Below are 18,723 nucleotides of genomic sequence, written 5' to 3'. Positions count from 1 at the left end.
TTGTAAAATTCTAAACTCTATTGGCAAATTGCAGATATTGCTCTGCAAAGCCACATACAATGATACAGACTTTTTTTAATTTTATCTAGTACTTAATGCAATTTGTAAATTTAATTTTTGCATTATCGAAAATAACATTACCTTTAAAATGCTCTAGCTGGGAACTTTTTTTTCAGTTTTTTACACCCTGCAAAAGCTTTTCTTCCCACTTTAATTTTTTTGTTCTTATAATACTTAACAGTCTTAAGATTGCTACATTTATAAAATGCCTTTGTGCCAATTTTTGTTAAATACTTTGATTTAATAGCAACGGTTTTTAGTTTTTTGTAACCCTTAAAGCCACTTGCATTAATTTCAGTAACTCTACATTTTTTGCCTTTAATATTTACAAATGAAGGTATAACAAGTTTCTTAATTTTCTTGTTTTTACCAGAAATTGCTACCTTTGTAATGCCCTTCTTTGTAGATTTTACTTTGTATTTAAACTTACCAACAGTATATGTTTTTCCTACTTTTATTGTCGGTTGTGCTTTTACCTTTAATGTTTTTAATGTTTTAAAGGTATTAGCATTTGTATAAAATTCTTCACCATCACTGTTAGTTACTTTTCCATACCAACTATATTCGCTATCCGCTTTCAAGCCTGAGTATGTACATGAAACTTTGCCTGTTTTCCCATTTACACTCTTAATTACGTCAGCTGTCTCCACAAAGCCATTAATTGAATTTGTTATCAGGCTTTGTTTTTTATCAACATAATTATAATTTAATTCTACAATATCCTGCTTATAAACAACTGTTCCCTGGTTGTAATTTTCCAACTTAGGATTGTCATAATAATTGAAATCCTTCTTATATGGAGAATATGAATTAACATAAATCTTGTTGTTTTTCAAATCAAAATATAACAGTTTAACGTATTCGGCTCCGCCCTGGTCGTTCGATTGATAGTCGGTACAAATTTCGTAAACAGTTCTTTCTTTTACGCCATCCTTGTCGTCATCAAATCCCATTACATTCATGCTGGCACCACTGTAATGTCCGTTTAACACTGCTATTACGTTAGGGTTCTTAGCAACAACATTAGTCTGAATCAACTTTCCTGCATAGTCTGTAATCGGTGTGTTTGCTTTTTCAGAACCTCTTGTGTAACGGTGAAGGGCAATGATTGCTTTTCTGTTAGGATATTTTTTCAACACCTTATTCATCCAGTTAATTTCATTTGTGTAAATATCCCAGCTCATATATAAAATAATAAAATCCTGTCCATTCTCAGTAATTAAATCATAATGACCTAAGTTATTCTTATATGAACCACCGTAATAATCTTTGTTTTTAAATCTGTCTGCACCAAAGTATTTTTGATAATTTGTGTAATTTTCCAAACCGGCGCCAACATCGTGATTTCCAGCCAAAACACCATATGGCATGCCTGCATCATCAAAAATCTTCATTGCAGTGTCGGCATTTTTCCACTGAGTCTCCATGTCATAATCATCGGTAATATCACCTGTATGTAGGACATACTTGATTTTCCAATCTTTCTTATTGTCCACAATCCACTGATTCATGTTTTTATAATGATATGGAAAACTTTCTGCATATATCTGTGTGTCTGTTTCCCATGCAAATGCAAAATCATAATTTTCAGGTTTTCCTGTTCCATCCCATGACGTCTGGTTAGCAACTTTTGTGACTTCACTTTGCTCTATTTCAGGATTGCCGTCTTTAGCAATTACCTGTACTGCAACTATTGCCTTACCGTCTTTTACATAGTCCTTGGCTACAAATTTACCTGTTATTTTTCCTGATTTTTCCTCGCCAATAGCTTTCCACTTGCCTGTATTTATATTTTGAACAAACATTGTAAGCTTATGGTCACTGTCAGTTCCTGTGGTTTTTCCACTCCAATTAACAACAACTTTCTCCTGAGCTTTAACACTTCCTGTGTTCACCTTAAAAATTTCATAGGGAGCTTTGCCATTGTTACCTGAAACAACCTGTCCTTTCACTATACCGTTGTTTGCCACATTTAAGGCTTTGCCCTTGTAAAAAGTTACATTAGTTTTTTTACTGCCCACATTCACTGATAATGTAGCAGTATTTTTTGTAATCTTTTCTGTTGTACTTGTAATTGCAGAGTTTTTAACATTAAAAGTTACTGTTTTTTCAGTGATATTACCTGCCACATCTTTTGCCACAACTGCCAGCTGATGTGAACCTTCTTTTAGGTCGTCAGGAGAAATCACCCCTGGAAGTTCCACGTCTTTTCCATCTAATGTTACTGCAACGCTGTCTATGCCATTTGCATCTTTTGCCACATCACCTTCAATGATTACAAGCTGTTTATTTAAAGTTGCTTTATCTTTTATGTCTATATTAATTGTAGGTTTTGTGTTATCAACTACGAAATCTACTTTTGTACTTTCCGGAATGCTGTTTGCTTCCTCCGACTGGTCATTGCTGTTTGCGATATTCGCTGTAGTTGTCTGCTGGCTACTATCCTGTGCATTCGCTGTAGTTGCCTGCTCGCTGCTTTCCTGTGCATTCGCTGTAGTTGTCTGCTGGCTGCTTTCCTGTGCATTCGCTGTAGTTGCCTGCTGGTTGCTTTCCTGTGCATTTACTGTAGTTGTTTGATTGTTGCTACTCTGATTCTCCTGGGCAACTATTGTGTACTTGCCGTCTTTTAGTTTAGTTGTATCAAGTAACCAGCCAACTGCGTCAACTTCTTTTTCAGGAATTGAAAATGAGACTGTCATTTTGCTTTCCATGCCCTTTGAGTCACCGATTGCATGAACTGCTGAAAGTTCAGTTCTTGTATTTATTTTTGAATTATCCGGTACAATCTTTGTTGGCAAATATACCGAACCATTTGGCAATTTCATCTGTAGTTGAGACACCTTGTAATCGTCCCTGTTTTCGCCAAAGACTTCCGGATACAATGTTTCTTCAAAAGAAGTTCCTGTGTTTCCTGCCCAAAGAGTAAGGTCAACATCGTAAGCCTTTGTCTGCTCATTATATTTAAAATATTTATTATCCACCCTGATTACTTTCGTCATTGTGGAATCTCGCCAAGGATTAAGCAAGGCCAAAATATCTTTTTGTCCATTACTTGTTGCTGTAACTGCATTTTTGTAGCCATTTGCTGTGTCTGCTGTCTGTACAATAAAATAGGCCCCATTTTCCAACATAGCTTTAGTGTTTTGTTCCTGATTATTTAATTTAACAGATATGTTGTTTTCTTTTCCGTCATTTACGGTAACAGTTTTGCTGCCTGAAATAACTTCTCCGTCATTAACATTTAGTCTTATTTTTCCTATATCATTTTTTAATCTGTTAATTTTTACAGTCTTTGCCGCCGACTTGCTAACGCCATAATATGTATAAGCTCTAACTTTAAAAGTAACCTGATCATGTCCAAACAAAATATCTGCCGGGATTTGCATAAAATAATGTCCCAGTCTTTTTTGAGTTTTTTCAGGAACCTTTGTCCACTTGATTGCATCATCCAACTTGTACCATATTTCAGTTCCAATTAAATATGGTCTTTTTTTAAGTCTTGCCCCACCACTTGGTGTGTTGTGTGGGTTGCTTTCGTCTACATAATCTTTAAAAGCCTTGACTCTGTTTGCTGAAGTTGCGCCCACCAGCAAATCCACGTCATACATAACCTGAAGAGTTTCTCCCTCATTAATTGCCTCTGGTATTGTGTAATTTTCATCAGGACAAATTTTGAGTGTTGGCTTCTTGCCATCATCAGCAGGATAATTTGCATTGCCATTTGCCAAGATTTCCTCGTCAATTTTGTTCCACGCATTTTTAATTTCTGCTGTTACTCCCGTAAAGCCTTCCGGTAAAACTTTTTCCACCGTTCCGGGACTTGCCTGAATTTGTATATCATTTTCCTTTGCCGGGATTTGATTTGGTGCGGTAGCTACCATTGCTACTGCCAAGGTTATTGATAAGATTCTTTTCGTTTTTAGTACCATAATAAACTTCCCCTTTTCTTTAAATATTTTCACTACCTGTCTATTATAGCACTAAAAACAATACATTTTACTTTAAATTTTTATCTCTGGAAAATCGTTCAAAAAAAATCAAACGTAAAATTTTGCGTTTGATTTTACGTTTGATTTTTAGTCGTATTTTCAGTTTTCGTTTGGTTTTACGTTTGGTTTTCTGTCGTATTCTCAGTTTTTGTTTTGCGTTTGATTTTCGGTCGTATTCTCAGTTTTTGTTTTACGTTTGATTTTCAGTCGTATTTTCAGTTTTCATTTGGTTTTGTGTTTGGTTTTCGGTCGTATTTATAATTTTTTGTTCCATATTTACTTTCAGTTACTTTACTTTTTTCTGTTTTAATATTTCCAATTTATCGTTTTACTTTACATAATCTTATTTCTTTCGTTTACACTTTTCATTTTATTAAGTCTCTCTGTACTTAACAGCATTAGTAATGTAAAAATTAAAATATACACAGGGAATAACGCTATTGTTATGTGTTGCGAAATTATACCAAATAGTGGTGGCATAAAAGTTGTTCCCACATATGCAAATGCCATTTGTATTCCAATAACCGACTGCGAATTTTCTTTTCCAAAATTGAACGGCGTTGAATGTATAATTGATGGATAAATTGGTGCGCATCCAAGTCCTACAATTATTAATGCAATAAGGGGTATCGTATCTAATCCTGTAGGAATAAACATAAGTGCTAAGCCAACTACAATTACAACAATTCCCATTCGAATCATTTTTCTGTCACCTAGTCGGTCTGCTACAAATCCGCATAAAAATCTGCCTATAGTAATTCCTATGTATACAAATGAAGCGAACTTCGCCGCCGTCTCATTGCTTATTCCACGATTGATTACAAGATAACTTACACACCACAAAAATGTTGTCTGCTCATAAGGGTGGAAATTTGACTTATTTTCTTTTTCTTGCTTTACTACTTTCCCAGGATTTACACCCCTTTGCTTGTTTCTCTGCTCATAGGGGTGGAAATTTGACTTATTTTCTTTTTCTTGTTTTACTACTTTCCCAGAATTTCCACCCCTTTGCTTGTTTCTATGCTCATAAGGGTGGAATTTTGACTTATTTTCTTTTCTTGCTTTACTACTTTCCAGGATTTCCACCCCTTTGCTTGTTTCTATGCTCATAAGGGTGGAAATTTGACTTATTTTCTTTTTCTTGCTTTACTACTTTCCCAGAATTTCCACCCCTTTGCTTGTTTCTATGCTCATAAGGGTGGAAATTTGACTTATTTTCTTTTTCTTGCTTTACTACTTTCCAAGATTTCCACCCCTTTGCTTGTTTCTATGCTCATAAGGGTGGAATTTTGACTTATTTTCTTTTTCTTGCTTTACTGCTTTCCAGGATTTCCACCCCTTTGCTTGTTTCTCTTCTCATAAGGGTGGAATTTTGACTTATTTTCTTTTCTTGCTTTACTACTTTCCCAGAATTTCCACCCCTTTGCTTGTTTCTCTTCTCATAGGGGTGGATATTTGACTTATTTTCTTTTTCTTACTTTACTACTTTCCCAGGATTTCCACCCCTTTGCTTGCTTCTCTGCTCATAGGGGTGGAATTTTGACTTATTTTCTTTTTCTTGCTTTACTACTTTCCCAGGATTTCCACCCCTTTGCTTGTTTCTCTTCTCATAGGGGTGGAATTTTGACTTGTTTTCTTTTTCTTGCTTTACTACTTTCCCAGGATTTCCACCCCTTTGCTTGTTTCTCTTCTCATAGGGGTGGAATTTTGACTTATTTTCTTGTTCTTGCTTTACTTCTTTCCAGGATTCCCACCCCTTTGCTTGTTTCTCTGCTCATAGGGGTGGAATTTTACTAAAAAGGGCATCCCCTTCGGCTTCTTACTTGCCTTTTGGGATGCCCTTTTTCTATTTTCTAATTTTTCAATTTCTATAAATGTGTGGCAGTAGCCACAAACACGCCTTACTTCTTACAATAAGTGTGCTCTTAAATCTTCATCGCTTGCTTCGCAAAGGTATGCTGGTGCAATGTCTAATACTGTCTTGCAACCTTTCTGACCTTCGTCATAAAGACGTTTAACTGCTCTTGCGTATGCGATTAAAACGCTTGTTGTAAATTCTGGATTTGAATCCAACTTTAAGCTATATTCGATAATGTGATTATGTTCTTTGTTCATTCCTGTCTTTCCTGAACGGATTACAAAACCACCATGAGCCATACCGCTGTGGTTCTTTTCTAATTCTTCTTCAGAAATGAAATGAACTGTTGTATTGTAATCTGAGAAATAGTTTGGCATTTCTTTGATTTCTTTTTCTACAGCTGCTGCGTCAGCACCTTCTTCTAATACAACAAAACATTCTCTCTCATGTTTTTCTCTTGTTGTAAGGTCTGGATTTTCTCCTGATCTAACTCTTTCTAATGCACTTTCAATTGGGATTGTGTACTGTTTAGCATTCTTAACACCTTTGATTCTACGAATAGCATCTGAATGTCCCTGGCTTACGCCCTTACCCCAGAATGTGTAATCTTTTCCATCTGGAAGAATTGCATTTGCATATACTCTGTTAAGTGAGAACATTCCAGGATCCCAACCTACTGAAATAACTGCAACTTTTCCTGCTTCTTTTGCAGCCTTGTCAACTGCTGCGAAATGTTCAGGAATTCTTGCATGTGTATCAAAACTATCAATTACATTAAACATTGATGCGAACTGTGGTGTCTGAACAGGAAGATCTGTAGCACTACCTCCACATAAAATCATAACATCAATTTTTTCTTTCCAATCTTCTACGTCTTTAACGTTACATACAGGAACATTTTCTGTAAGGATTGTTACATCCTTAGGATCTCTTCTTGTAAAAACTGCAACTAATTCCATGTCAGTGGCTTCTTTTACAGCACACTCAACACCTCTTCCAAGGTTACCATAACCTAAAATACCAATTCTTGTTTTCATTTTCAGTCTCCTTCGTTTATATATTTACCTAATCTCCTAATAAGTACATGCCACATTTACCATACAAAATTACTATCCCAAAATAAACACAACGCGTTAAATATTATATCCTGAAGCTTATAATTCTATAGATATCAAACGCTTTCTTCAATGGATATTTATTTCTGCCTTGTAAATGTATTATACTCATTGCCGATGCTCTCAAACACCAACTCTAAAAGTATATCACAATTTATTCTATTTGTTTATTACAGATTTTAATCTTTACATTCCATTTACTTATTACAGATTTTAATCTTTACATTGTATTTGACTTTTCAAACTTTTAGCCTTTACACATCTTTGATTTTTCCATTTTTTCTGCACTATGTTTTCTTTGATTTTTCCAGCTTTTTAGCACTACATTATCTTTGTCTCTTCCAGCCTTTCAGCACTACATTATCTTTGTCTCTTCCAGCTTTTCAGTGAATGCGTCATTCATCTTTATTATTGGTCTTCGCAAAACCAAACCTACAAATAAAGAAATCACAAGGAATATTCCAAGCTTTCCAAGTTCAATCCAATATGTCATTTCGTACATGCCGCCAACTGCTTCTCTTAAAGCTGTCATACTGTATGTAAATGGAAGTAGTGGATATACTGCCCTGAAAAATCCCGGTGCCACTTCAATTGGGAAGGTGCCGCCTGCGCCAGCTACCTGAACAACAAGTAAAATAACGCTTATGGCTTTTCCTATGTCCCCAAAAGATACTGTTAATGTGTAAATAATATTTACATAAACAATACTTGAAAACCAGCACGCAAATACAAATAAAAATGGATGTTCGCACTGTATTCCTAAATAATACAAATCGCCTAAAGCAATTAACGTGCTTTGCATCAAGCCAACAATTAAGAAAATAATGTATCTTCCACAGTATGCCTGATAATTCTGTAAGTTCCTAAGAGATTTTTTCATTTTTTCAGAAATATTTACTTTTAACATTGCTACCAATACAATTCCGCCTATCCATATTGATAAGGTTGAGTAAAATGGTGCCATTGAAGAACCATAGTTATCTATTGGATACAACTTGGTCGTTTTTAACTGTACAGGTGTTGCCAAAAATGAAGTTAAATCTTCTTTGTTACCCATGATTAGTGATTTCAAATCTGAATTGTCGCCATCTTTTGCATTTTTCAACTTGCCTGTTGTTTTTCTGATTTTCTTTGCTGCTTTTGATAAAAGTTTACCTGAGTCTGACAATGTTTTCTTTATCTGTGATAAATCTGAATCAACAGAATCTGATAACTTATAAATTCCTTTTGCGCTGTTATCAATTTTTGTTAAAAGACCTGAAATGTCATTTTCAACATTACCTGCTGAATCTGAAATTTTCTTTAAAGCCTCTTCCACGTCTTTTGAGTAATCTGTTTTTACTGATGATACAGATGTTTTACTTTTATCAACTAATTTCAAAATATCTGCTTTGTCCTTGTTTAACTGACTTTTCCCTGTAGTAAGATTTTTTTCAGCTTCACCTAATTTGTCATTTAATTTCTCCTGTGTTTCTAATGATGCATCTATTTTTGAAATTAAAAACTGAGTGTACTTACTTAACTCAGGGTGACGACTTTCAATTGATTCTAATGAAGACTTCAACTTGGAGTAGTCGCTAATCATTGAATTAACTTTTGATGATGTCTTGTTAAGTGTGGTCTTAACGTCTGTAGTATTCTGACTTTGACTGCTTAGTGCATCTTCAATAACATCACCCATTTCTCCGTAAAATTTCTTTCCTGAAGAAAGTGCGCTGTTAATGGCATCTGTTGTAGCAGTTAGTGTGTCTTTAATGCCACTAAACTGTTTTTTAATTCCGCTAAATTCTTTTTCGCTACTTTTTGTGTTGCTTTTTGTATCCTTAAAAAAGTCTGTAGTTGTGCTTAACATGCTTTGTGAAGCATCTGCCATGTTGCCAAAAGTTTCCAGCGTGCTTTGTGTAGCTTCAAGATCATCTGCGATTTTATCCAGATTGTTCCACAAATTATTAACAATATCGTCTGCATCTCCTGCCTGCGCAAGATTTGATACACTTTGAAGAGCTGTTAAGGCTGTATCAGATACTGTCTCAATAAATACCTGATTTACCTGCTTTTGAATTGCCGAAGCACCCTTGTCAGTAACCTTAGGTGCAATGGCATTTTCTTTAGCATTTGAATAATATATAATATTAGGCTTCTTTACATTTTTTGAAAAAATGCTCATCATTCGGTTACTAAAATTCTCAGGTATTACAATTGCTGCATAATATTTTCCGGATTTCACACCGTCAACCGCTTTTTTCTTTGACGTAAAAACCCAATCCATTTGAGTGTTTTCTCTTAATGCTGACAAAACCTGATTACCCACATTTAGTTTAATAGGAATCAAAGTTCCCTCATAACCGTCATCTACACTTGCCACAGCCACCTTAAGATTTCCAGTGTTGCTGTATGGATCCCAACTTCCTGCAATGTTAAACCATGCGTACAGGCAAGGTACAATCGTAATACCCATGATTACAATAAGGGCTATTACGTTTTTATGGATGCGAATGACATCTTTTTTGAAAATTCTTAAAATATTCTTCATGTGTCCTTCTCCTCCTTTAATACTTTTACAAAATCTTCTGAAGTGAATCCACTTACCTTAATTTGCTTTTGTATTTTGTTGTGAATATATTCCACGCAAATCAAGTAAACCGCAAGAATTATTATTGATAAAATCCACAATATTAAAAATACCAATTTGGATTCTAAACTAAACATTAATATTAAAAATACTAAAGGAATTATAATTATATTAATAAATCCGATTTTAATTTTCTTCTGATAATTCTTTTCAAACTTAGCAGACTTTTCCAGGAATTGCTTTCTTCCATATTCATCCTGCAAAATTGCTCTCGCTATCATTTGAAGTTGTTTGTTTTTATTTGTAGCTGTTGCAGTTTCACATAACATCAAATCTGTTTTTGCCAACTCTTTATCAAACATATTGTTCAAATTAAGAATTAACGGTCTGATTACCAAGCCTACAAACAAAGCTAAAATTATAAACACAACCAACGCTATCATGTTTTCCAAATAAATATGACCGTAATAGCCTGCCACACACTCACGCATAGCATTAATGCCGTATGTAAATGGCATTAACGGATGTAGCTTTTGGAAAAATTCCGGCATCATTTCAATAGGATATGTTCCTGACGAACCTGGTATCTGCAAAATAACAAGTAATACCGCAACCGCTTTTCCTATGTGCTTAAATGTTATTGACAGTGCAAAAATAATATTTACATAAACGAATGATAAAAACATACCTGTTAAAATAAATACAAAAGGATGTACGCACTGTGTTCTAAGTATTACTAAATCTCCAACGCACACTATGAATCCCTGCACAACGGCTGTGCACACATACAAAAGCCATCTTCCGAAATAGCCCTGTGTTGCTGAGAATTTTTCTTTTATTCCTTCTCTGTCAACTTCCTGTTTTAAAATAGAAACTAAAATCAAACCACCTACCCACAAAGCAAGGTTTGTGTAAAATGGTGTCATGCCAGAGCCATAATTTTTTACTTCATATAGCACTTCTGATTCCATATCAACAGGTGATGCCATAAAATCTGATATTTTTTCAGTGTCAATTCCCTTTAATGAAATTAACTCTTCGTATGTTCCCGTACTACTAATTGCCTGAAGGTCTGTTACAATTCCTTCTAACTTTTCATCAACTTTTGCTAATGTTTCTTTTGCATTATCCATTGTTGTTGAAATGTTGTTGAGACTTTTACCAAACTGTTTTAATATTTTCTTTGCTTCTTTGACTGTTGGTTTTATCCCTTTCAGAGTTGAGCTTAAATTGCCGTTAATGGTAACCATGCCATCCAAAGATGCGTATACATTAGGCAATGTTTTCTTCTGAAAATCACTTTGGTAACCGTCTAAGGATTTCTTGCCATTTGTAGCCACTGAACCAATTTGTTCTCTTGTGGATTTTGACTTAGCTATAGTCTTATCAAGTGTAGAATTACCGCTGTTTAGGGATGATTGTATTTTTCCTAAAGCTGTATCTACGTCATTAATTTCACTAATCTGCTTTTCGATTTTTGTTGTGGCACTGTCATTTCCAAGCTTACGGTTAAGCTGTGCAAGCTCCTCTAATATTTTTGAATTTCTTTTAACCAAAGAATTAACCTGGTCAATTCCTACCTCCAACTCTTCTTTTGCACTTGTCCCTTTGTTTTCAAAATTTGTTAATTTTGTTGAAGTTGCTATTGCAATATCATTAAAATCACTCTCTATATTCTGTAGTTTATTTGAAAATGTGCCGTTAAAAGTTCTTAGCTTTTCTCTTGAATTTGTAATTCGTGAAGATACACCTGCAACAGAATCTGATGTAGAATCAGCCACCTTATTAACTTCATTTAAAATATCGATTGTATCATCAATTATTTTTTCCGAACTCTTTGCTGTTTTCTTAAAATTCTTAAGAACTTTATTATATTCTTCAATATTTTTATGAACTAAAGAAATGTCATTAATGATTGTTTCGTTTGCATCATCAACATCACCCTTTATCTTTTTCGCCGCCTCACTTACCATTTTTGATATTGCTTCTGAAGCTGTTGACGAAAAAGTGTCATTTATCTGTTGCTGTATTGTTGTAGCGCCTGAATCTGTAATCTTTGGTGCAATTGCATTTTTCTTTTCATTTAGATAATAATCCAGCTCCGGCTGTTTAAGCTTGCCGGACAAAATACTAAGTAGGGATTCACTGAAATCTTTCGGAATTACTATTGCCGCATAATATTTTCCGGATTTCACCCCTTCCTTTGCCTGACTTTCACTTACAAAAGTCCAACCCAGCTTGTCATTTTTCTTTAGACTCTCTACAATATTTTCTCCCGCATTCATTGACAGAAGCTCTGTTTCTTTTCCCACATCACAATTTGCTATTGCAACTTTTACGCCCTGAGTATTTGCATAGGGATCTATGTTAGCTGCAATATTGAACCAGGCATATAATGAAGGAAGAAGACTTACTCCCACCATAATAAGAGCCGCCGCTCTGTTGCTAAACGCCCTGCGAAAATCTCTTTTAAAAATCTTTAAAACTGTTCTCATTCAACTCTCCTATTTGCCACTTTTTACTATTTTCATAATAAAATACCATAACATAATCATAGGTAAAAAACTACGTCAGATTGCACAAAAAAAGGTAATTATTTTTATTTCAATAATTACCTTTTTTCCCTACATATATATTTACTTTCTTATAATTTTTGACCATTCACTGTAGTATTTTTTTCCACCTATTTCAACATAAGATTTTATTTTCAGAAAATACTTTCCTTTTTTTATCTTTTTAATAAGCTTACTTTTCTGTTTGCCATTTACTTTTATTGTTTTTACATTCTTCTTGAACTTTTTATCTTTGCTAATCTTTATTACATAACCGGTAACATTTTTCTGTTTCTTCCAACTAATCTTCATACCTGATTTTTTTCTAGTAGCTTTAAAACCTGTTACTTTTTTAGGTCCTTTAGTTACCTTTAAACCAATTTGAACATTATAGAAATCAGCATAGTAATATGTTGTTCCCACTGGTATTTTGTTTGCATAAGCTTTGCTAAATGTAACAGTTATGATTTTCCCTTTCTGAACTATTTTATAATCTTTTGTATTAATGATTTTTCCATTGTTAAAAATATTTTTGAACAGATTCATATCAACGTTTGTCCCTAAAACTGTTGTATCAATTTGGGCTACAATTTCACCATTTTTTTCAGGCTTACTAAAATCAAAATACAAGTCCTTTATTTGCGTTTTGTTATTTACCACATATAATCTTGTTGGCACAACAACCTTTTCAAAAACAATATCAAAATTATAAGCTCCATCTTTTAATAACTTCAGATACTTTTCTTTCAATGAAACCTTAACTATTTCATTTTTTTCATTTTCTGATGTTATATCATAATTCTCTTTGTTTAAGCTTTTTCCATCTAATAGGATATCTTCAAATTCATTATAATTAACAAGATTTCTATCTTTAGTTAAGAAATCCTCTCCTATTTCAATGGTTGCATCACCTTGTCCTTCCCAAATTGAAAATAGCAAGTATGCGTCTTTAAAATTTACTTTTGTTTCACTTGCCCCTACATTGTTTGCAGATGAAAACAACACTGTCGCCATTAATAAAGCTCCTACAATTTTACATATTTTGTGTTTCATAAAATTACCTCCTAACAAAAAAAGTCCTCTTGTGAAGTATGCAAGAGAACTTTATATTTATTTTTTGTTTTTTCTTTTATTTTCTTCATACCACATTTTTATTGTATACCGTAAACTGACTTTATGCAACATTTTTTATTTTTTTTCAATTTATTCAAACTTTTTAAAATTATTTTTAAAAATCACACACGATTTTATGTAAGTTATTTTCTCCCCCAAGCTTAACAAAGAGCAAAAAAAGCAATAGTACCTCATTACAAATACTACTGCTTTTTCTTATTTATTTTCCGCTTGTAGCCTTCAGTCGAACCATTGCTCTTGCAAGAGATGCTCTTGAATGATGATATTCACGCATACTTTGCTTTTGTCGCAATTGTTCTTCGGCTCTTTCTTTTGCCTCTAAAGCTCTGGCTTTATCGATTTCCTCAGGCAACTCGGCTGTTTCTACTAAAACAGTTACTCGGTTGTTGATTATCTGGGCAAAGCCTGTACCTACAACTACTGTTGTATATTTGTCTGCGCCTTCAGGTTTAAATTTCAATTCACCATTTTCTACTGCATTGACCATGTTTTCATGGTGTGCAAGAATTTCTTCCTGCCCATCTGCAACAGGTACTATAATTGAAACACATCTTCCTGAAAAGAAAATCTTCTTAGCAGACGCTATTCTTAGATAAAATGTATTAGTCGCCATATATTACTCCAATCCTTGCAATACATGATTTTATTCCTTCATCTTGCTTGCTTTTTTAATAACATCGTCAATTGTTCCTACATTAAAGAATGCATTTTCAGGATATTCATCCATTTCACCTGAAATAATAGCCTTGAAACCTTTTATAGTTTCGCTAAGTGGAACATATTCACCCTTTACACCTGTAAAGTTCTCAGCTACATGGAATGGCTGTGATAAGAATTTCTGAATTTTTCTTGCTCTGTATACAAGTGTCTTATCTTCTTCTGATAATTCTTCCATACCAAGAATTGCGATAATATCCTGTAATTCTTTGTACTTCTGAAGAATTTCCTGAACCTTACGTGCTACTTCATAATGTTCTTTACCAACAATGTCTTCCTCAAGGATACGTGATGATGATTCAAGAGGATCTACAGCAGGATAAATACCCTGCTCAACAATCTTTCTTGATAATACTGTTGTGGCATCCAAGTGAGCAAATGTTGTTGCAGGTGCCGGGTCAGTTAAGTCATCGGCTGGTACATATACAGCCTGAACTGATGTAATTGAACCGTTCTTTGTAGATGCAATTCTTTCCTGAAGTTCACCCATTTCATTTGCAAGTGTTGGCTGATAACCTACGGCTGATGGCATACGTCCTAAAAGGGCTGATACTTCAGAACCTGCCTGTGTAAATCTGAAAATATTATCAATGAATAACAATACGTTCTGATGTTCTACATCTCTGAAATATTCTGCCATTGTAAGTCCTGTTTCAGCAACACGCATACGTGCTCCAGGTGGCTCGTTCATCTGTCCAAACACTAGGGCTGTTTTTTCAAGAACACCTGATTCTTTCATTTCAGTCCATAAGTCATTACCTTCTCTTGATCTTTCACCTACACCTGTAAATATTGAATATCCACCATGCTCAGTTGCAACGTTGCTGATAAGTTCCTGAATTAATACAGTTTTACCAACGCCGGCACCACCGAACAAACCGATTTTACCACCTTTAGCGTATGGTGCTAAAAGGTCGATTACCTTAATACCTGTTTCCAATATTTCCTGGGCTGGATTCTGCTGGTCAAAGCTTGGTGCTTCTCTGTGGATTTCCCATTTGTCTGCATCATCTAATGCTTTGCCACCATCTATTGCTTCACCTAAAACGTTAAATAAACGTCCTAATGTTTCTTTTCCTACCGGAGTTTTTATACCACTTCCTGTAGCAACAACTTCCATGTCTCTTGAAAGTCCTTCACTTGACGCAAGCATAACGCAACGAACAACGTCGTTTCCAATATGCTGTGCAACTTCCATTACGCACTTTTTATCACCATTTTGTACTTCAAGTGCGTCTTTAATTGCGGGAAGTTCACCATTTTCAAATGCAACGTCTACAACAGGACCTAAAACCTGTACTATTTTACCTGTTTTCATTTGAACTGTTCCTCCATTACTTCTTATTTTTCTGTGACTTGGCTCCAGCGATTACCTCGGTAATTTCCTGAGTAATTGCTGCCTGTCTTGCGCGGTTGTAAAGCACGCTTAACTCCTGAAGCATGTCTTTTGCACTTTTTGTTGCCGCTTCCATTGCCATCATTCTTGCATTTTGTTCACAGGAATAACTTTCTACTAAAGCACCGAAAACAAAACCTTCAATGTAGGCAGGTACAATCTTGTTCATTACCTCTTCAGGTGATGGTCTGAATGTTACCTGTTCCAATGGAATGTCTGCAGGAATTTTCATCTGAAAATCTGTTTTATAAAGTGGTAACAACTGCTTTATTTCTGCTTCTTCCTTAATTGGATTAATCATTTTTGTATATATAATATGAATTTCATCTAACTCATTGTTTATATACAATTCCAACAATTCTTCTGTAATATTTCTAGCTCTGTTTAATGTTGGATTTTGTATTGTGTAATGAAATTGTTTATCTATGTGTACTCCTCTTTTTTCAAAATAATGTCGTCCAACTTCACCTAAAACAAACAATTTATTATCTTTGTGAGCTTTAATTTCTTCTTCCGCAATTTTTAAAATATTGTGGTTATAAGAACCTGCAAGACCTTTATCTGCGGTAATTACTATGTAACCTACCTTTGGGTCTTTTTTCTCATCTCTTGATTTTTCAAAATATTTGCTTTCAATGTCAGGTACATGTCTTAGAATTCTGCTCATCTGTGTCTGCAACTCATAGAAATAAGGCTCTGTATCCTGCAACATCTTTTTGGACTTTTTTAATTTTGATGAGGATATCATGTACATTGCATTTGTAATTTTCAATGTATCATTAATACTACTCATTCTTTCCTGAATTTCTTTTGCATTTGCCATATTATTCGCTCCTGCTTAATTTTAATTCTTTGTTTCCATAAATTCATGTGCTGCATCAATTATTGCCTTTGAAATTTCTTCTGTAAGAACTTTTTCAGTTTCAATCTTTTCTGTAATTTCACCATGTTTTAAATCTATATAATTTAAAACTTCTCTACAACAATCTCTTACTTCTTTAGTTGGAACTTCATCGAATATTCCGTTATTTGCCATTGTAAGAATCATAACCTGTTCATGTAATGAATATGGATGGCATAACTTCTGTTTTAAAAGTTCCATTAATGCTTTACCATGATTTAACTGTTTCTTTGTGTTGTCATCCAAGTCTGAAGAAAACTGTGTGAATACTTCCATTTCTCTGTACTGTGCAAGGTCAATTCTTACACTACCTGCTGCCTTCTTCATGGCTTTTGTCTGTGCTGCACCACCTACACGGGATACAGAAAGTCCAACGTTTACGGCTGGTCTCATACCTGAATTAAATAAGTTACTTTCAAGGAATATCTGACCGTCTGTAATTGAAATTACGTTTGTTGGAATGTATGCTGAAACGTCGCCTGCCTGTGTTTCAATAATAGGAAGGGCTGTAATTGAACCACCGCCTAATTCATCACTTAATTTGCTTGAACGTTCCAATAATCTTGAATGTAAATAGAATACGTCACCAGGATAAGCTTCACGTCCAGGTGATCTTTCTAATAATAATGAAATAGCTCTGTATGCTACGGCGTGTTTTGACAAATCATCATATACAATTAAAACATCTTTTCCCTGATGCATGAAGAATTCTGCCATTGATGTACCTGCGTATGGTGCAATGTACTGTAATGATGCTGCATCACTGGCTGTAGCTGACATTACTATTGAGTAATCCATTGCTTTATGTTCCTGCAAAGTTGATACAATCTTTGCAACTGTTGATGCTTTCTGTCCGATTGCAACGTAGATACAAATAACATCTTTACCTCTCTGGTTAATAATTGTATCAGTTGCTATAGATGTTTTACCTGTCTGTCTGTCACCGATAATTAATTCTCTTTGTCCACGTCCAATTGGGAACATTGAGTCAATTGACAAAATACCTGTTTCCATTGGTGTATCAACAGATTTTCTGTCTACGATACCGGGAGCATCCTGTTCAACTGGTAAATATCCTTCTTCTTCAATATTTCCTTTTCCGTCAATTGGTTCACCTAAAGCATTTACTACTCTTCCGATAAATCCTTTACCTACAGGAACTCCGGCTTTCTTCTTAGTTCTTACAACTTTTGTGCCTTCCTTAATACCTGTATCTCTACCAAATAAAATACATCCTATTTCATTTTGACGGATATCCTGAACCATACCTTTTGTACCATTTTCGAAAACTACGATTTCTCCATACATGGCATGTTCAATTCCGTAAATAGTGGCGATACCATCACCAACCCATATAACTTTTCCGGTTTCTCTATCGCTTTCTTTCCACTCAAAGTTTTCAATTTCACTTTGTATAATGGAAATTATATTTTCTGCACTAATTGCACTCACTTGTTTCACCTCCCGGTTATCTTCTCCTGCAATTGTCTTAAACGTTCTTTATAACTTTTATCGTACTCATGGTTTCCAATTTTAAGTACATAGCCACCTAATAACGTGTCGTCAATTTCCTGTGTCAGAATAACCTTGTAATCTGCATATTTTTCTTTTAATATGTTGTCAGCTTCTTGTTTTTCTGCATCTGTAAATGATGAAGTACAAATCAGTTTTGCATGAATTATTTTATTCATCTGGTCGTAATATAAGTAATACTGTTCAAAAATGGCTTTCATGTCATCTGCCTGATTGTTCTTACACATTACCTGCAAAAATCTAATAAGCTTTTCTGAAATATTCTCACTTGAAAATACTTTTCCTATTATATTGACTTTAACTTCCTTTGGAATTGTAGGATTGTTAATTGTTTCCTGTAGAAGTGGTGTAAGAGAAAAAATATTCTCTACACTTTCAACTTCACTTCTATCCAAGTTTAAGCCATATAATACTTTCGCATTATTTACTGCTTGTATTGTCACTTCTATCACCTGTTTTTACGATTTTTTCTGCTGCTGCAATTGCTAATCTGGCAATATCTGCCTGAACAGCTTTTCTTGCATTTTCCTGCTCTCTTTCAATGTTGCCTCTGGCTCTTTCCATCATATCCTGAGTTTCCTGCTGTGTAGTTTCAATAGCCTTGGCTCTTTCTTTTTCAGAACGCTGTCTTGCTTCAACAATAATCTTATCGGCTTCCTCTTTAGCTACTTCAAGCTTCTTTTCATAATCTGTTTTCAACTGATTTGCATCATCTGTAACTTTTTGTGCATTATCAATTTGATCTTTTATTATGTTCTCTCTGTCCTGTATAACTTTTAGCACAGGCTGAAAAAGAAATTTTCTAAATATAGCATAAAGAACTAAGATATTAACTATTGTCCAAACAATGTTCCATATATCTAATTTAAGCATACGCTTTTCCTACCTTTCTGCTT

At 34.5% G+C, this 18,723-nt stretch carries 12 protein-coding genes; all 12 read right to left on the bottom strand.

What is annotated here, in order from left to right; genetic code table 11:
- Positions 1–143: 143 nt before the first annotated feature.
- The 12 genes from ACQY63_RS10750 to atpF all read right to left on the bottom strand — a co-directional run bounded on the left by ACQY63_RS10750 (position 144) and on the right by atpF (position 18,700).
- On the bottom strand, positions 144–3,989 hold the full coding sequence (locus ACQY63_RS10750) for a leucine-rich repeat protein (protein ID WP_428245223.1): 3,846 nt from the start codon (positions 3,987–3,989) through the stop codon (positions 144–146).
- Positions 3,990–4,382: 393 nt separating this feature from the next.
- Positions 4,383–5,159, bottom strand: coding sequence for an MFS transporter (locus ACQY63_RS10745; protein ID WP_428245222.1), 777 nt, complete (start codon positions 5,157–5,159; stop codon positions 4,383–4,385).
- Between the two features lie 798 nt (positions 5,160–5,957).
- On the bottom strand, positions 5,958–6,944 hold the full coding sequence (locus tag ACQY63_RS10740; protein ID WP_022165339.1) for a diaminopimelate dehydrogenase: 987 nt from the start codon (positions 6,942–6,944) through the stop codon (positions 5,958–5,960).
- A gap of 433 nt (positions 6,945–7,377) precedes the next feature.
- Positions 7,378–9,555, bottom strand: coding sequence for a YhgE/Pip domain-containing protein (locus ACQY63_RS10735; protein ID WP_022165338.1), 2,178 nt, complete (start codon positions 9,553–9,555; stop codon positions 7,378–7,380).
- Entirely contained in the window at positions 9,552–12,089 is a 2,538-nt protein-coding gene (locus ACQY63_RS10730) for a YhgE/Pip family protein (RefSeq protein WP_428245221.1), read from the bottom strand. Before ACQY63_RS10730 ends, ACQY63_RS10735 begins: the two co-directional genes overlap by 4 nt.
- Before the next feature lie 141 nt (positions 12,090–12,230).
- On the bottom strand, positions 12,231–13,199 hold the full coding sequence (locus tag ACQY63_RS10725; protein WP_302689595.1) for a hypothetical protein: 969 nt from the start codon (positions 13,197–13,199) through the stop codon (positions 12,231–12,233).
- Positions 13,200–13,479: 280 nt separating this feature from the next.
- Positions 13,480–13,893, bottom strand: a complete 414-nt coding sequence (gene atpC / locus ACQY63_RS10720) for an ATP synthase F1 subunit epsilon (protein ID WP_022165335.1) — start codon at positions 13,891–13,893, stop codon at positions 13,480–13,482.
- Positions 13,894–13,923: 30 nt separating this feature from the next.
- A complete protein-coding gene (gene atpD / locus ACQY63_RS10715) occupies positions 13,924–15,315 on the bottom strand; it encodes a F0F1 ATP synthase subunit beta (protein WP_412336315.1) in 1,392 nt (463 codons plus the stop codon).
- Between the two features lie 16 nt (positions 15,316–15,331).
- Positions 15,332–16,216, bottom strand: coding sequence for an ATP synthase F1 subunit gamma (atpG, locus tag ACQY63_RS10710; RefSeq protein ID WP_412623034.1), 885 nt, complete (start codon positions 16,214–16,216; stop codon positions 15,332–15,334).
- A 21-nt stretch (positions 16,217–16,237) separates the two neighbouring features.
- Positions 16,238–17,755 (bottom strand): F0F1 ATP synthase subunit alpha, encoded by a 1,518-nt coding sequence (gene atpA / locus ACQY63_RS10705; RefSeq protein ID WP_368074867.1) that lies wholly within the window; start codon positions 17,753–17,755, stop codon positions 16,238–16,240.
- Positions 17,752–18,270: an ATP synthase F1 subunit delta gene (gene atpH, locus ACQY63_RS10700; protein ID WP_412623032.1), complete on the bottom strand. Its 519-nt coding sequence runs from the start codon at positions 18,268–18,270 to the stop codon at positions 17,752–17,754. Before atpH ends, atpA begins: the two co-directional genes overlap by 4 nt.
- Positions 18,248–18,700: a F0F1 ATP synthase subunit B gene (atpF, locus tag ACQY63_RS10695; RefSeq protein WP_302689599.1), complete on the bottom strand. Its 453-nt coding sequence runs from the start codon at positions 18,698–18,700 to the stop codon at positions 18,248–18,250. Before atpF ends, atpH begins: the two co-directional genes overlap by 23 nt.
- Positions 18,701–18,723 lie beyond the last annotated feature (23 nt).

The organism is Eubacterium sp. Marseille-QA0814, assembly GCF_965119675.1.
Taxonomy (GTDB): Bacteria; Bacillota; Clostridia; order Lachnospirales; family Lachnospiraceae; genus Eubacterium_G.
The sequence above is the reverse complement of the archived record's forward strand: the minus strand, read 5'-3'. Positions and strand labels throughout refer to the sequence as shown.

Coding starts and splice junctions, on each gene's coding strand:
- ACQY63_RS10750 (WP_428245223.1), bottom strand. CDS start 3,989: ATGGTACTAAAAACGAAAAGAATCTTATCAATAACCTTGGCAGTAGCA.
- ACQY63_RS10745 (WP_428245222.1), bottom strand. CDS start 5,159: ATGAGCATAGAAACAAGCAAAGGGGTGGAAATCCTGGAAAGTAGTAAA.
- ACQY63_RS10740 (WP_022165339.1), bottom strand. CDS start 6,944: ATGAAAACAAGAATTGGTATTTTAGGTTATGGTAACCTTGGAAGAGGT.
- ACQY63_RS10735 (WP_022165338.1), bottom strand. CDS start 9,555: ATGAAGAATATTTTAAGAATTTTCAAAAAAGATGTCATTCGCATCCAT.
- ACQY63_RS10730 (WP_428245221.1), bottom strand. CDS start 12,089: ATGAGAACAGTTTTAAAGATTTTTAAAAGAGATTTTCGCAGGGCGTTT.
- ACQY63_RS10725 (WP_302689595.1), bottom strand. CDS start 13,199: ATGAAACACAAAATATGTAAAATTGTAGGAGCTTTATTAATGGCGACA.
- atpC (WP_022165335.1), bottom strand. CDS start 13,893: ATGGCGACTAATACATTTTATCTAAGAATAGCGTCTGCTAAGAAGATT.
- atpD (WP_412336315.1), bottom strand. CDS start 15,315: ATGAAAACAGGTAAAATAGTACAGGTTTTAGGTCCTGTTGTAGACGTT.
- atpG (WP_412623034.1), bottom strand. CDS start 16,216: ATGGCAAATGCAAAAGAAATTCAGGAAAGAATGAGTAGTATTAATGAT.
- atpF (WP_302689599.1), bottom strand. CDS start 18,700: ATGCTTAAATTAGATATATGGAACATTGTTTGGACAATAGTTAATATC.